The following is a 14,266-nucleotide window of genomic DNA, read 5'->3' on the forward strand; positions in this document are numbered from 1 at the left end:
GATGTGTATAAGAGACAGCCCCCGATGCACTCGGGCCCGTCGGCCGGCGCGCCCCCGCCGCCACGACTGGCGCCGCCGCCCGCTCCGGAGCAGGCGCCCCGGCACGGCGGTGACCCGCAGCAAGAGGACCCCGATGGCACGGGAGAAGGCACCTCCACGGGCGGCCAGTCAGTGGCCGACCTGTTGGCCCGCCTGCAGGTGCAGCCCTCCGAGGGCGGCCGGCGACGCCGCCGCGAAGGCTGAGCTGGGAGCTTCCTCACATTGGGTAACGCCTGGTAATCGACTACAGTCGTAGTGACCGAACGGTACCCACGAAGTGGGACCGGAACGAAACAAGATATCTGTGAGGTCGTCTGCGATGGTGCAGTTCGACGGTCTGCGCCCCGCTCGGCTCAAGGTGGGAATCATCTCGGCCGGCCGGGTCGGCACCGCCCTCGGTGTCGCGCTGGAGCGTGCGGACCATGTCGTGGTGGCGTGTAGCGCCATCTCCCACTCGTCGCGGCAGCGCGCACAACGCCGGCTGCCCGATACGCCGGTGGCGACACCGCCGGACGTGGCGGCCGGTGCCGAGCTGTTGCTGCTCGCGGTCCCCGACAGCGAACTCGCCGGCCTGGTGTCCGGGTTGGCCGCGACGTCGGCCGTGCGGCCCGGAACCATCGTGGTCCACACGTCCGGCGCGAACGGCATCGGCATTCTCGAGCCACTGGCCCAGGACGGCTGCATCCCGCTGGCGATTCACCCGGCGATGACGTTCACCGGCTCTGACGAGGACATCAGCCGGCTGTCGGATTCCTGCTTCGGCGTCACAGCCGCCGACGAAATCGGCTACGCGATCGGGCAATCGCTGGTCCTGGAGATGGGCGGCGAACCGTTCTGCGTGGCTGAGGACGCCCGCGTGCTGTACCACGCCGCGCTGGCCCACGCCGGCAACCACATCGTGACCGTGCTCGCCGACGCGCTCGACGCGTTGCGCGCCGCGCTGCGCGGCAGCGAACTGCTCGGCCAACAGTCCGTCGACGACCAGCCGGGCGGCATCGCCGAACGGATCATCGGGCCGCTGGCCAGGGCCGCGCTGGAGAACACCCTGCAACGCGGGCAGGCCGCGCTCACCGGTCCGGTCGCGCGCGGCGATGCGGCCGCGGTCGCGGGGCATCTGGCCGCGCTGGGTCAGGTCGGGCCGGAGTTGGCCCAGGCGTACCGGGTGAACGCCCTGCGGACCGCCCAGCGCGCACACGCCCCCAAGGACGTCGTGGAGGTTCTGGCGCCATGAGACCTGGCAAGCCACCTGCCTTCAGGGCGGGCGACCTCAATGTCTACTCCGCACCGCGCGATGTCGCCGACGTCAGCCGCGCCCTGCGCCACACCGGGCGCCGGGTGATGTTGGTGCCCACCATGGGCGCGCTGCACGACGGGCACCTCTCGTTGGTGCGCGCGGCCAAGCGGGTGCCCGGCGCGGTGGTGGTGGTGTCGATCTTCGTCAACCCGCTGCAGTTCGGCGCCGGTGAGGACCTCGACGCCTACCCGCGGACCCTGGACGACGACGTCGCACTGTTGCGCTCCGAGGGCGTCGAGATCGTCTTCACGCCAACGGCCGCCGCGATGTATCCCGACGGTCTGCGCACCACCGTGCAGCCGGGGCCGCTGGCGGCCGAGCTGGAGGGCGCCGTCCGGCCGACCCATTTCGCCGGGATGCTCACCGTCGTGTGCAAGCTGCTGCAGATCGTGCGACCGGACCGGATCTTCTTCGGCGAGAAGGATTATCAGCAGCTGGTGATGGTCCGCCAGATGGTCGCCGACCTCAACATCGACGCGCAGGTGATCGGGGTGCCGACGGTCCGGGAATCCGACGGCTTGGCGATGTCGTCGCGCAACCGCTACCTGGACCCCACGCAACGCGAGCTGGCCGTGACACTTTCGGCCGCGCTCACGGCCGGCGCGCACGCCGCGCACCACGGGGGCACGGCCGCGCTGGCCGCGGCGCGCGCGGTGCTCGACGCCGTGCCCGACCTCACCGTGGACTACCTCGAGTTGCGCGACGCCGGGCTCGGCCCGGCGCCCGCCCACGGTTCGGCCCGGCTGCTGGTTGCGGCCCGGCTGGGCACCACCAGGCTGCTGGACAACATCGAAATGCAGATCGAAACACCCGCCGGCACCGCTGGGCCGGACGGACACCACGAATACGCCCAATCACAGTGGAGGAATTGATGTTACGGACGATGCTCAGGTCGAAGATCCACCGCGCCACCGTCACGCAGGCCGACCTGCACTACGTCGGCTCGGTGACCATCGACGCCGATCTGATGGATGCCGCGGACCTGCTCGAGGGCGAACAGGTCACCATCGTCGACATCGACAACGGCGCCCGGCTGGTCACCTACGCGATCACCGGCGAGCGCGGCAGCGGTGTGATCGGAATTAACGGTGCGGCAGCACATCTCGTCCACCCGGGCGACCTGGTGATCCTGATCGCCTACGGGACCATGGAAGAGGCGGAGGCGCGGGCGTACCAGCCGCGGATCGTCTTCGTCGACGCCGACAACAAGCCGATCGACCTCGGCCACGATCCGGCATTCGTGCCCGCCGACGCGGCCGAACTACTGGATCCCCGGATCGTTGCGCGGTAGCCGTGCTGCTCGCGATCGACGTCCGTAACACCCACACCGTCGTCGGGCTGATTTCGGGATCCAAGGAGCACGCAAACGTCGTGCAGCAATGGCGGATTCGCACCGAAGCGGAGATCACGGCCGACGAATTGGCGCTCACCATCGACGGTCTCATCGGCGACGACTCCGAGCGGCTCACCGGCGCCGCGGCGCTGTCCACCGTCCCGTCGGTGCTGCACGAGGTGCGGCTGATGCTCGACCAGTACTGGCCGTCGGTGCCTCACGTGCTGATCGAGCCCGGGGTGCGGACCGGCATCCCGCTGCTCGTCGACAACCCCAAGGAAGTGGGCGCCGACCGAATCGTCAACTGCCTGGCGGCCTTCCATCGGTTCAACAGCCCCGCCATCGTCATCGACTTCGGATCCTCGATCTGCGTGGACGTCGTGTCGGCCAAGGGCGAATTCCTCGGCGGGGCGATCGCGCCCGGATTGCAGGTGTCCTCCGACGCCGCCGCGGCCCGCTCGGCCGCGCTGCGCCGGGTGGAGCTGACCCGCCCCCGTTCGGTGGTCGGCAAGAACACCGTCGAATGCATGCAGGCGGGCGCGGTGTTCGGTTTCGCCGGGCTGGTCGACGGCTTGGTCGGGCGCATCCGCGAGGACGTGGACGGCTTTGCCGGCGATGACGTCGCGATCATCGCCACCGGCCACACCGCGCCGCTGCTGCTGCCCGAGCTGCAGACCGTCAGCCATTACGACCAGCACCTGACCCTGCACGGGCTGCGGCTGATCTTCGAGCGCAACCGCGACGCCCAGCGCGGACGGCTGAAGACGGCGCGCTGACACACCGGCTATTCGCCGCAGCGTGCAGGCAAAGCCGTCGGCGCGGCCTCAAAGCCCAGTCCTTTAAGCTGGCACGTCGTGAGTGCCGACGATCTGGATATTCCCGAGCAGTACCGAATTCGCCGCGATAAGCGCGCTCGGCTGCTCGCCGAGGGGCACGACCCCTACCCGGTCGCCGTCGAACGCACCCACACGCTGGCCCAGGTCCGTGCCGCCCATCCCGATTTGCCGGTCGACACCGCGACCGACGACCTCGTCGGCGTCGCCGGCCGGGTGATCTTTGCCCGCAACTCCGGCAAACTCTGCTTCGCCACGCTCCAGGAGGGTGACGGCACCAGCCTGCAGGTGATGATCAGCCTCGACAAGGTCGGCCAGGAATCCCTCGACGCGTGGAAGGCCGACGTCGACCTCGGCGACATCGTCTACGTGCACGGCAACGTGATCAGCTCACGGCGCGGCGAATTGTCCGTGCTGGCCGACTCCTGGCAGATGGCGTCCAAGTCGCTGCGTCCGCTGCCCGTCGCGCACAAGGACATGAGCGAAGAGGCGCGGGTGCGGCAGCGCTACGTCGACCTGATCGTGCGCCCGCAGGCGCGCACCGTGGCGCGGCAGCGGATCGCCGTCATCCGCGCCATCCGCAACGCATTGGAACGGCGCGGGTTTCTCGAAGTCGAAACCCCGATGTTGCAGACGCTGGCCGGTGGCGCGGCGGCGCGGCCGTTCATCACGCATTCCAATGCACTAGACATCGATCTCTACTTGAGGATCGCACCGGAACTGTTCCTCAAGCGGTGCGTGGTCGGTGGTTTCGACCGGGTTTTCGAACTAAATCGAGTGTTCCGAAACGAAGGTGCGGATTCGACCCATTCTCCGGAATTTTCCATGCTGGAGACCTACCAGGCGTACGGAACCTATGATGATTCGGCAGTAGTGACGCGCGAGCTTATTCAAGAGGTGGCCGACGAGGCGATCGGAAGCCGACAACTACCGCTGCCCGACGGCGGTGTCTACGACATAGACGGCGAATGGGCTTCGATACAAATGTACCCGTCACTGTCGTCGGCACTCGGTGAAGAGATCACGCCCGAGACGTCTGTCGAACAACTGCTCGCAATCGCCGATCGGCTCGGCGTCGAGATTCCCGCCGACCGGGGCTATGGACACGGAAAAATCGTCGAGGAACTGTGGGAGCACACGGTGGGCAACGCGCTTGCCGCTCCCACGTTCGTAAGGGATTTCCCGGTCGAGACAACGCCTTTGACGCGTCAGCACCGCAGCATCGCGGGTGTCACCGAGAAGTGGGACCTGTATGTGCGTGGTGTCGAACTCGCCACCGGGTATTCCGAATTGAATGATCCCGTGGTGCAGCGCGAGAGGTTTGCCGCGCAAGCGCGTGCCGCCGCCGCGGGCGACGACGAAGCTATGGTGCTCGACGAGGATTTCCTTGCCGCACTCGAGTATGCGATGCCGCCATGTACCGGAACGGGAATGGGTATCGACAGGTTGTTGATGACATTGACTGGACTGTCAATTCGAGAGACAGTTTTGTTCCCGATTGTTCGGCCGCAGTCGTAGTTGAAAGATTTCATCTGTGCGGCTTCCGTACAGATTGAGTATGCTTCGCTGTTATGGCAGATTGGTGACCGGGGAGGTCCGATCCAATCTGCTCAGTAACCGCTCAGGACGAAATGCGAGGGTAAGCCAATGGCAAAAAAAGTGACCGTCACCTTGGTCGATGATTTCGACGGTGCCGGCGCGGCCGACGAAACGGTGGAATTCGGGCTTGACGGGGTGACCTACGAGATTGATCTTTCGTCCAAGAATGCCGCGAAACTCCGCGGGGATCTGAAGCAATGGGTGGAAGCCGGTCGCCGCGTCGGCGGCCGTCGCCGTGGGCGTTCCGGCACGGGCCGCGGTCGTGGCGCGATCGACCGTGAGCAGAGCGCGGCCATCCGCGAATGGGCCCGCCGTAACGGGCACAACGTGTCGACCCGGGGGCGCATCCCGGCCGACGTGATCGACGCATTCCACGCGGCCACCTAGCAGACCTCAAACCGGCGTCCGGGGCTCCAAGCCCGGGCGCCGGTTTGTCATTTCGCTGGACGCGAAACAATCGACTGGCGGCTTGCGGAAACGAAATGGAAGTCCGCGACGTTTCTTCAGTTACGGCGCGCAACGCCGCTGGCAGTCGCAGGTGAGATTGGCCCCGGAAACACCGAGTGGGTCCGTAGCGGAGAACGCACGGCAAGGTTAGGCCCGCTGGCAAGCCGACCATTACAGTGGAGACAGGTACGCGATTCCGGCCACAGGGGACCGGCACTGGGCCGCCAACAGGTTTGTACCGATGTGAGGGAGAGCAGGTAACCCGATGTTTGAAAGATTTACCGACCGTGCACGGCGGGTGGTCGTCCTGGCGCAAGAAGAGGCCCGGATGCTCAACCACAACTACATCGGCACCGAGCACATCCTGCTGGGTTTGATTCACGAGGGCGAAGGCGTCGCGGCGAAGTCGCTGGAGTCGCTGGGCATCTCGCTCGAGGGCGTTCGCAGCCAGGTCGAGGAAATCATCGGCCAGGGCCAGCAGGCCCCGTCCGGACACATTCCGTTCACGCCCCGCGCCAAGAAGGTGCTCGAACTGAGCCTGCGCGAGGCGCTGCAGCTCGGCCACAACTACATCGGTACCGAGCACATTCTGCTGGGCCTGATCCGCGAGGGTGAGGGCGTGGCCGCGCAGGTGCTGGTGAAGCTGGGTGCTGAACTGACCCGGGTGCGCCAGCAGGTGATCCAGTTGCTGAGCGGCTACCAGGGCAAGGAGGCCGCGGAGGCCGGCACCGGTGGCCGCGGCGGCGAATCCGGCAGCCCGTCCACCTCGCTGGTGCTCGACCAGTTCGGCCGCAACCTGACGGCGGCCGCGATGGAAGGCAAGCTCGACCCGGTGATCGGCCGCGAGAAGGAAATCGAGCGGGTGATGCAGGTGTTGAGCCGGCGCACCAAGAACAACCCGGTGCTGATCGGCGAGCCCGGTGTCGGTAAGACCGCCGTGGTCGAGGGCCTGGCGCAGGCGATCGTGCACGGCCAGGTTCCCGAGACGCTGAAGGACAAGCAGCTCTACACGCTGGACCTGGGTTCGCTGGTGGCGGGCAGCCGCTACCGCGGTGACTTCGAGGAGCGCCTCAAGAAGGTGCTCAAGGAGATCAACACCCGCGGCGACATCATCCTGTTCATCGACGAGCTGCACACCCTGGTGGGTGCCGGCGCGGCCGAGGGCGCGATCGACGCCGCGAGCATCCTCAAGCCCAAGCTGGCCCGCGGCGAGCTGCAGACCATCGGCGCCACCACGCTCGACGAGTACCGCAAGTACATCGAGAAGGACGCCGCGCTGGAGCGCCGCTTCCAGCCGGTGCAGGTGGGCGAGCCGACGGTGGAGCACACCATCGAGATCCTCAAGGGTCTGCGCGACCGCTACGAGGCGCACCACCGCGTGTCGATCACCGACGGCGCGATGGTGGCCGCGGCCACCCTGGCCGACCGCTACATCAACGACCGGTTCCTGCCCGACAAGGCGATCGACCTGATCGACGAGGCGGGTGCCCGGATGCGCATCCGTCGGATGACCGCTCCGCCAGACCTGCGCGAGTTCGACGAGAAGATCGCCGAGGCGCGCCGGGAGAAGGAATCGGCGATCGACGCCCAGGACTTCGAGAAGGCGGCCAGCCTGCGCGACCGCGAGAAGCAACTCGTGGGCCAGCGCGCCGAGCGCGAAAAGCAGTGGCGCTCAGGCGATCTCGACGTCGTCGCCGAGGTTGACGACAACGAGATCGCCGAGGTGCTGGGCAACTGGACCGGCATCCCGGTGTTCAAGCTCACCGAAGCCGAAACGACCCGGCTGCTGCGCATGGAGGACGAGTTGCACAAGCGGATCATCGGCCAGGAGGACGCCGTCAAGGCCGTCTCCAAGGCGATCCGCCGCACCCGCGCGGGGTTGAAGGACCCCAAGCGCCCGTCGGGTTCGTTCATCTTCGCGGGCCCGTCGGGTGTCGGTAAGACTGAGCTGTCCAAGGCGCTGGCCAACTTCCTGTTCGGCGACGACGACGCGCTCATCCAGATCGACATGGGCGAGTTCCACGACCGGTTCACCGCGTCGCGGCTATTCGGCGCCCCGCCGGGATACGTCGGCTACGAGGAGGGCGGCCAGCTCACCGAGAAGGTGCGGCGCAAGCCGTTCAGCGTGGTGTTGTTCGACGAGATCGAGAAGGCGCACCAGGAGATCTACAACAGCCTGTTGCAGGTCCTCGAGGACGGCCGGCTCACCGACGGGCAGGGTCGCACGGTGGACTTCAAGAACACCGTGCTGATCTTCACGTCGAACCTCGGCACCTCCGACATCTCGAAGCCGGTGGGACTGGGCTTCACCCAGGGCGGCGGTGACAACAACTACGAGCGGATGAAGCAGAAGGTCAACGACGAGCTGAAGAAGCACTTCCGCCCGGAGTTCCTCAACCGCATCGACGACATCATCGTCTTCCACCAGCTGACCCGCGACGAGATCATCAAGATGGTCGACCTGATGATCGAGCGCGTCGGCAAGCAGCTCAAGGCCAAGGACATGGCGATGGAGCTGACCGACAAGGCCAAGGCTCTGCTGGCCAAGCGCGGCTTCGACCCAGTGCTGGGTGCCCGCCCGCTGCGGCGCACCATCCAGCGCGAGATCGAGGACCAGCTCTCCGAGAAGATCCTCTTCGAGGAGGTCGGTCCCGGCCAGGTCGTCAAGGTCGACGTGGACAACTGGGACGGCGAAAGCGCCGGCGAGGACGCGAAGTTCACCTTCACCGGAACCCGCAAGCCGCCGGCCGAGCCGGACCTGGCGAAGGCCGGAGCGCACAGCGCCGGCGACCCGGGCCCGGACGCGCAGTAGCGACCAACGGAAACGGGCGGTAGTCGATCTCGGACTACCGCCCGTTTTCGCTGCCCCCTACACTGACCGTTGTCATCGACGTGTAACGGAATCTGGTGAAAGTCCAGAACGGTCGCGCCACTGTCCAAAGTCAGACCCGAGACTCGTCATACCCAGCGGGGACGCGTTATCCCCAGAAGGAGTCGATTGTGTCCCACCCGCAGCTAACCGGCAGCCGCGCCCGATCCGTTGACCTGTCCGCGGCACGCACCGCGCTCTGGTTCGCCGCGACCGTCTTCGTCGCGTTGCTGGCGCTGTACTTCGTCGGCGTCGACCAGGGGGCGGTCTCGCTGTTCGGCAGCGACACGCACGTGCACGAGTTCGTGCACGATGCGCGGCACCTCCTCGGCTTCCCCTGCCACTGACCCGATCTCGTGGAGAAACGCCTGATCGGGGGCGGTCTTCTGGCGGGTGCTGTCGGTGCGGTGCTGGCGTTCGTCTTCGCCCGCCTGTGCGCCGAGCCCGTCATCGGCCGCGCAATCGCTTTTGAAGACGGCCGCACCGACGCCGAGAACGCGCACGGCGTGCACGAGCACGGCGCCGAGTTGTTCACCCGTGGCGTGCAGTCCGGCCCCGGGCTGGGATTCGGTGTGCTGATCTTCGGCCTCGCCATGGGCGCGCTGTTCGCCGTGCTGTTCGCCGTCGTCTATGCGCGGACGGAAACCGGTCAACCGCAAGCGCTTTCGCTGCTGTTGGCGGCCGGGGCCTTCGGGGCGGTGTACGTGGTGCCGTTCGTGAAGTATCCGCCGAACCCACCGGCGGTCGGACAGTCCGACACGATCGGTGCGCGCACCGGCTGGTACCTGGTGATGGTGCTGGTGTCGGTGGTGCTGGCGATCGGCGCGGTCTGGCTGGCGCGGCGCCTCGCCGCCCGGTTCGGCGCGTGGAACGCGCGGTTGCTGGCGGCGGGCGCGTATCTGGTGGCGATCGTTGTAATCGCGGTGTTGCTGCCGAGCGTGGACGAGACACCCGAACCGCTGCGCGACGCCGCGGGGACGATCATCTATCCGGGCTTTCCCGCCGACGTCCTCTACGAGTTCAGGTTGCTGTCGCTGGCCACCCAGCTGGTGCTGTGGGCCGGCATCGGCCTGGTGTTCGCGACGATCAGCGGGCGGCTGCTTTCGGCGCGGGCGCCGGGCGGGCAGGCATCGAGCCTTGCGGCGTGACCGAGGTCGCCCGGCTGACCCTGCTCTCGCATGGCATGACGGATGCCATGGCGGACGGGCGTTTTCCTGCCGACGAACCACTGAACGCGATCGGCCGCCGCCAGGCTGAGGCGATGGACGGCAGCGCCGGTGTCGCACAACGCCGGCTATGCGGGCCCGAGCAGCGCACCCGGCAGACCGCGAAACTGCTTGGCCTGCAAGCCGAAAGCGAGCCGCGGTTGGCCGACCTCGACTGCGGACGGTGGCGCGGCGAGGCGCCTGCGGACCTGCCGCCCGGCGAACTCGAGGCGTGGCTGGGTCAGCCGGGTGCCGCGCCACACGGCGGTGAGTCGATCACCGACCTGATCTCGCGGGCTTCGCGGTGGCTGGAGTCGTTGACCGCCAACCCAGTACGCACGGTGGCGGTGACGCACCCGGCGGTGATCCGCGCCGCGATCGTGGCGGCGCTGGACATCGACCCGGCGTCATTTTGGCGGATCGACGTCGAGCCGGCCACCCGGGTCGTCCTGTACTTCCGGGGCGGCCGTTGGACGCTGCGGTTGTGAGCCTCAGCGCGGGGCGATCAGCGCGAAGGCCTGCTTGGCGATCTTCAACATCCAGCTGGTCACCGTCGGCCCGTGATCGCGCGGCCAGTTCAGCTGAAAGCTGACCACCCATGGCTGCCGCGTCTTGTCGACGGCATACCAGCTGAACGTCAGATCACCGGGCAGGCCACCGGCTTTCGCGCCGATATACGGCCACACGTTGCGGTCCAGCTGGATGCCCGCGACCGCGGAGAGGATGTCGCGCACCGGTGCGGCCTTGCCGACCGCGTCGGCCTGCAGCGCGGCGTGGACCCGGCAGATGTCCTCGGCGTTGCCATACCACTCCACGCCGTAGGAGGATGCCGGCGAGTGGGCCCGCATCGGATCCGGGTCATACGAGGTCGAATTCGCCTGCTCCAGCAGCCGCTCGCGGACTTGCGGCGATCCGTGTTCCCACTGGTCACGCAGGTCGGGCCTGCCCCAGCCGACCGAGAACAACTCGTACATGGTGGGGAACGGGGTCATGCTGGCCGGGTCGTGGTGACCCGCGGTCGCCAGCGCTTCGGAGATGGCGTGCGTGCCCATCTTCCCGATCAGCAGGTCGGTCGCCATGTTGTCACTGGTCGCGATCATCTTCTCGGCGGCGGTGCGCACCGAAACGTGCGCTCCGGTGGGCAAAGCCAACCCCGACGAGCCGACGGCCCGGCTCTTGTCGGTGACCGTCAGCTGGTCGTCCCAGGACACCGTCCCGTTCTTGACCGCACCCGCCAGCGCATGCAACACGTACAGCTTGAAAATGGATGCCAGCGGCAAAGATTCGTGTGTGTTGGTGCCCGCCACCGCGTCGCAATGCCCGTCGTCGACCTTGGCGACCTGATAGGAGTAGCGCGCACCGGTCTTGCCCAACACCGCGTCGATGTCGTGCCACGACTTGATCGTGGGCGCCTGGGTGTCGAGGTCGAATCGATCGACCGAGCCGCCGTCGTCGGTGTGAATCCGGATGTCTTGCCGGGCACCGTAGGACGAGGTCAGGTGCAGGGTCGCCACGCTCGCGCCGAGGTCGACGCCGTTCAGCGTGAACGGACGGTCCCACCACAGCGCCTCCATGGTGGTTTGCACCGACTCGACCTTGTCGGGTGCGGCCAGGGTGCCAACCCCGACCGGGCCGATGGGCCAGTCCGAGTTGAGCATGTCCAACGTCTGCTGCGCCCGGATCCCGGGCGGGGTGCGGGTGTCGATCTGCCGTCCCGGATTCGCCGCGTTCGCCTGCGGGGAGGGGTTGGGGGCGCACCCGGGCGCCGATATCACTACCAGTGCGGCGGCCGCGCTCAGCGTCAATGCGCGGCGCCAGGCCGACAGCCCGCTAGCCAGCCTGCTTGTTGCCGGCAACGTCCATCACAACCTCGAATTCCAGCAGCGAGGCCCCGGTAGCCACCGGCTTCGCCCGCTCACCGGAGTGCGCCTCGATCGCGGGCCCCTGCGCCCATGCCTGGAATGCCTCTTCGGACTCCCACTGGGTCACCACGAAGTAGCGATTCTCGCCCTTGATCGGGCGGAGCAGCTGAAAGCCGAGGAAGCCGGGCTGGTTGTCGACGGCGTGCGCACGGTGGGCGAACCGCTTCTCCAGCTCCGGGCCGGCGTCGGCGGGTACTTCGATTGCGTTGATCTTCACCACTGGCGACATGCCGCTAGGCTACCCCGCCGATCCCAGTGCTCGAGCCGAGGGCAGTGCACGCAAGATGGTGCTATGCCCAGCCATCTGTTGACTTGCCGCGGGGGAGACGGCGAGCCGCTGGTGCTGGTGCACGGCCTGATGGGACGGGGGACCACCTGGCCGCGGCAGCTGCCCTGGCTGACCCGGCTGGGCACCGTGTACACCTACGACGCCCCGTGGCACCGGGGTCGCGACGTCGACGACCCGCACCCGATCAGCACCGAACGGTTCGTGGCCGACTTGGCCGACGCGGTGGGCTCGTTGGCGGTGCCGGCCCGGATGGTCGGGCATTCGATGGGAGCCCTGCACTCGTGGTGTTTGGCGGCCGAGCGCCCCGAACTGGTGTCCGCCCTGGTACTCGAGGACATGGCGCCGGACTTCCGCGGCCGCACCACCGGCCCCTGGGAACCGTGGCTGCACGCCCTTCCGGTCGAATTCGATTCCGCCGAGCAGGTTTTCGCCGAATTCGGGACCGTCGCCGGCCAGTATTTCCTGGAGGCCTTCGACCGCACCGAAACCGGTTGGCGACTGCACGGTCACACCGCGCGTTGGATCGAGATCGCCGCCGAGTGGGGCACCCGGGACTACTGGACGCAGTGGCGCGCGGTGCGCGTCCCCGCGCTGCTCATCGAGGCCGGCAATTCGGTGACCCCGCCGGGGCAGATGCAGGAGATGGCCGAAACGGGTTGCGCTACAACATATTTACGGGCCCCGGAGGCCGGTCATCTGATTCACGACGAGGCGCCCCGGCTGTACCGCGAGGCGGTCGAGTCGTTTCTGGCGGCGCCGCACCCGCCGGCCTGACCGGCTACTCCTCGCCGGCCAGCGCGAACCGGCCGTCGCGCGTCTGTGTCACCAAGCCGTCGGCCAGCAGCGAATACAGCGCGCGGTCGCGCTGCGCGGTATCGGTCAGCCAGGCCACATCCAGCTCGGCGCGGGGCACCGGAGAGTCGTTGGCGCGCAACACATCCATCAGCCGCCCGCGGACCTGACGGTCGGTTCCGGCATAGGTCTGAACACGGCGGGCCGGCCCCTGCGCGGGCGGATGGCCGGCGTCCCGCCACGTGCATCGGGCCAGCGGGCACAGCCCACAGCGCGGCGCGCGCGCCGTACAGACCGTCGCGCCCAGTTCCATCAGGGCGACGGAAAACTTCGGTGCCGTTCCGTCGGCGGGCAGCAGCGCCGACACGTCGGCGTGGTCGCGCGTCGCCGACGGCGCGCCCGCGTCGGCCAGGCCGTGCACCACGCGCGCCACCACCCTGCGCACGTTGGTGTCTACCACCGGTACCGACTGGCCGTAGGCGAAGCAGGCGATGGCGCGGGCGGTGTAGCTGCCGACACCGGGCAGCGTCAGCAGGGTGTAGACGTCGTCGGGCACGACGTCGCCGTGGTCGCGCGCGATCACAACGGCGCACTCGTGCAACCGCTTGGCCCGGCGCGGATAGCCGAGCTTGCCCCAGGCGCGCAGCACGTCGGCGGCGCTGGCCGCGGCCGTGGCCGACGGCGTGGGCCAGCGCTGCACCCAATCCGTCCAGATCGGCAGCACCCGCGATACCGGCGTCTGCTGCAGCATGAATTCGCTGACCAGGATCTGCCAGGCGCTCACCCCGGGCTCGCGCCAGGGCAGATCGCGGCGCGAAGTTTCGTACCATCCCAGAAGTTCATCGGCCGGGATTCGAGGTCGGCTATTCACGGGCGACCCCGGCACAGCACAATGTGTGCCATGCCCAACACCACTCCGGCAACAGCATGGAAAACACTCAAAGATGGTAACGAGCGATTCGCTGCCGGCCGTCCCGAGCATCCGAACCAAAGCGTCGAGCGCCGCGCGAGTTTGGCGTCCGGCCAGGCGCCGATCGCGGCGGTGTTCGCCTGCGCGGACAGCCGGGTGGCCGCCGAGCTCCTCTTCGACCAGGGCCTGGGCGACATCTTCGTGGTACGCACCGCGGGGCAGGCGATCGACTCGGCGGTGTTGGGCTCCATCGAGTACGCGGTGGCGGTACTCAACGTTCCGCTCGTCGTTGTCGTGGGCCATTCCGGCTGTGGCGCGGTCAAGGCGGCCGTGGGAGCGATCGACGACGGCGCGGTACCCGGCGGTTTCGTGCGCGATGTGGTGGAGCGCGTGGCCCCGTCGATCCTGGTGGGCCGTCGCGACGGCCTGAGCAGTGTCGACGAGTTCGAGAAGCGCCACGTAGCCGAAACCGTCGCGCAGCTCGCGTCTCGATCGACGATCATCGCCGAGCGGTTGGCCGCGGGCACGCTGGCAATAGCCGGCGTCACTTATCAACTCGCCGACGGACGGGCCGAGCTGTCCGACCGCGCCGGCGACCTGGGCGAGTAAACAGCGGCAAACACGGGTCGGGAAACCCCGGCCGCAGGTCGCCACTACACGCCGGTCGCCCAGCAAACCTGGCGACACGCCGAGGCGGGTCAGCCGAATCGATATGACCTGGGCCTACGCTGCGA

At 67.9% G+C, this 14,266-nt stretch carries 15 protein-coding genes and 1 pseudogene; 13 read left to right on the plus strand and 3 right to left on the minus strand.

The features are described 5' to 3' along the window. From A5760_RS14835 to A5760_RS14885, 11 genes and pseudogenes are all read left to right on the plus strand, one after another. A pseudogene (locus A5760_RS14835) lies at nucleotides 1-243 on the plus strand (hypothetical protein); the annotation flags it as partial. Nucleotides 244-358: 115 nt separating this feature from the next. Then, nucleotides 359-1,270 carry a Rossmann-like and DUF2520 domain-containing protein gene (locus tag A5760_RS14840; protein ID WP_064882018.1) on the plus strand — a complete coding sequence of 304 codons (912 nt, stop codon included), beginning with the start codon at nucleotides 359-361 and terminating at the stop codon, nucleotides 1,268-1,270. Further along, a complete protein-coding gene (panC, locus tag A5760_RS14845; RefSeq protein ID WP_064882021.1) occupies nucleotides 1,267-2,205 on the plus strand; it encodes a pantoate--beta-alanine ligase in 939 nt (312 codons plus the stop codon). Before A5760_RS14840 ends, panC begins: the two co-directional genes overlap by 4 nt. Further along, complete coding sequence (gene panD / locus A5760_RS14850; RefSeq protein ID WP_064882023.1) at nucleotides 2,205-2,624, plus strand: aspartate 1-decarboxylase; 420 nt, start codon at nucleotides 2,205-2,207, stop codon at nucleotides 2,622-2,624. The genes panC and panD overlap by 1 nt, the downstream gene beginning before the upstream one ends. A 2-nt stretch (nucleotides 2,625-2,626) precedes the next feature. After that, nucleotides 2,627-3,442, plus strand: a complete 816-nt coding sequence (locus A5760_RS14855) for a type III pantothenate kinase (protein ID WP_064882025.1) — start codon at nucleotides 2,627-2,629, stop codon at nucleotides 3,440-3,442. A 78-nt stretch (nucleotides 3,443-3,520) separates the two neighbouring features. Beyond that, entirely contained in the window at nucleotides 3,521-5,017 is a 1,497-nt protein-coding gene (lysS, locus tag A5760_RS14860; protein ID WP_064882027.1) for a lysine--tRNA ligase, read from the plus strand. Nucleotides 5,018-5,146: 129 nt separating this feature from the next. Next, nucleotides 5,147-5,485: a histone-like nucleoid-structuring protein Lsr2 gene (gene lsr2, locus A5760_RS14865; protein ID WP_007772320.1), complete on the plus strand. Its 339-nt coding sequence runs from the start codon at nucleotides 5,147-5,149 to the stop codon at nucleotides 5,483-5,485. 325 nt (nucleotides 5,486-5,810) lie between these two features. Next, the gene (clpC1, locus tag A5760_RS14870) at nucleotides 5,811-8,357 is read left to right on the plus strand and encodes an ATP-dependent protease ATP-binding subunit ClpC (RefSeq protein WP_064882030.1); all 2,547 of its coding nucleotides are present in this window, start codon (nucleotides 5,811-5,813) and stop codon (nucleotides 8,355-8,357) included. A 188-nt stretch (nucleotides 8,358-8,545) separates the two neighbouring features. Next, nucleotides 8,546-8,761, plus strand: coding sequence for a CbtB domain-containing protein (locus tag A5760_RS14875; protein ID WP_064882032.1), 216 nt, complete (start codon nucleotides 8,546-8,548; stop codon nucleotides 8,759-8,761). 9 nt (nucleotides 8,762-8,770) lie between these two features. Then, nucleotides 8,771-9,562 carry a CbtA family protein gene (locus tag A5760_RS14880; RefSeq protein WP_064882034.1) on the plus strand — a complete coding sequence of 264 codons (792 nt, stop codon included), beginning with the start codon at nucleotides 8,771-8,773 and terminating at the stop codon, nucleotides 9,560-9,562. Continuing rightward, nucleotides 9,559-10,107, plus strand: a complete 549-nt coding sequence (locus A5760_RS14885) for a histidine phosphatase family protein (RefSeq protein WP_064882035.1) — start codon at nucleotides 9,559-9,561, stop codon at nucleotides 10,105-10,107. Before A5760_RS14880 ends, A5760_RS14885 begins: the two co-directional genes overlap by 4 nt. 3 nt (nucleotides 10,108-10,110) lie before the next feature. Here A5760_RS14885 and A5760_RS14890 read toward each other — a convergent pair whose 3' ends face one another. Further along, a complete protein-coding gene (locus A5760_RS14890) occupies nucleotides 10,111-11,475 on the minus strand; it encodes a serine hydrolase (RefSeq protein ID WP_064882037.1) in 1,365 nt (454 codons plus the stop codon). Continuing rightward, nucleotides 11,450-11,770, minus strand: a complete 321-nt coding sequence (mhuD, locus tag A5760_RS14895) for a mycobilin-forming heme oxygenase MhuD (protein ID WP_007772332.1) — start codon at nucleotides 11,768-11,770, stop codon at nucleotides 11,450-11,452. The genes A5760_RS14890 and mhuD overlap by 26 nt, the downstream gene beginning before the upstream one ends. A 63-nt stretch (nucleotides 11,771-11,833) precedes the next feature. Between mhuD and A5760_RS14900 the strand changes: the two genes are divergently transcribed. Then, complete coding sequence (locus A5760_RS14900) at nucleotides 11,834-12,604, plus strand: alpha/beta fold hydrolase (RefSeq protein WP_064882038.1); 771 nt, start codon at nucleotides 11,834-11,836, stop codon at nucleotides 12,602-12,604. 4 nt (nucleotides 12,605-12,608) lie between these two features. Here A5760_RS14900 and A5760_RS14905 read toward each other — a convergent pair whose 3' ends face one another. Further along, entirely contained in the window at nucleotides 12,609-13,508 is a 900-nt protein-coding gene (locus A5760_RS14905; RefSeq protein WP_064882040.1) for an A/G-specific adenine glycosylase, read from the minus strand. 15 nt (nucleotides 13,509-13,523) lie between these two features. Between A5760_RS14905 and A5760_RS14910 the strand changes: the two genes are divergently transcribed. Beyond that, entirely contained in the window at nucleotides 13,524-14,141 is a 618-nt protein-coding gene (locus tag A5760_RS14910) for a carbonic anhydrase (RefSeq protein WP_064882773.1), read from the plus strand. The last annotated feature ends 125 nt before the right edge of the window (nucleotides 14,142-14,266 follow it).

Origin of the sequence: Mycobacterium colombiense, assembly GCF_001665835.1 — a bacterium.
Classification (GTDB): Bacteria; Actinomycetota; Actinomycetes; order Mycobacteriales; family Mycobacteriaceae; genus Mycobacterium; species Mycobacterium colombiense_A.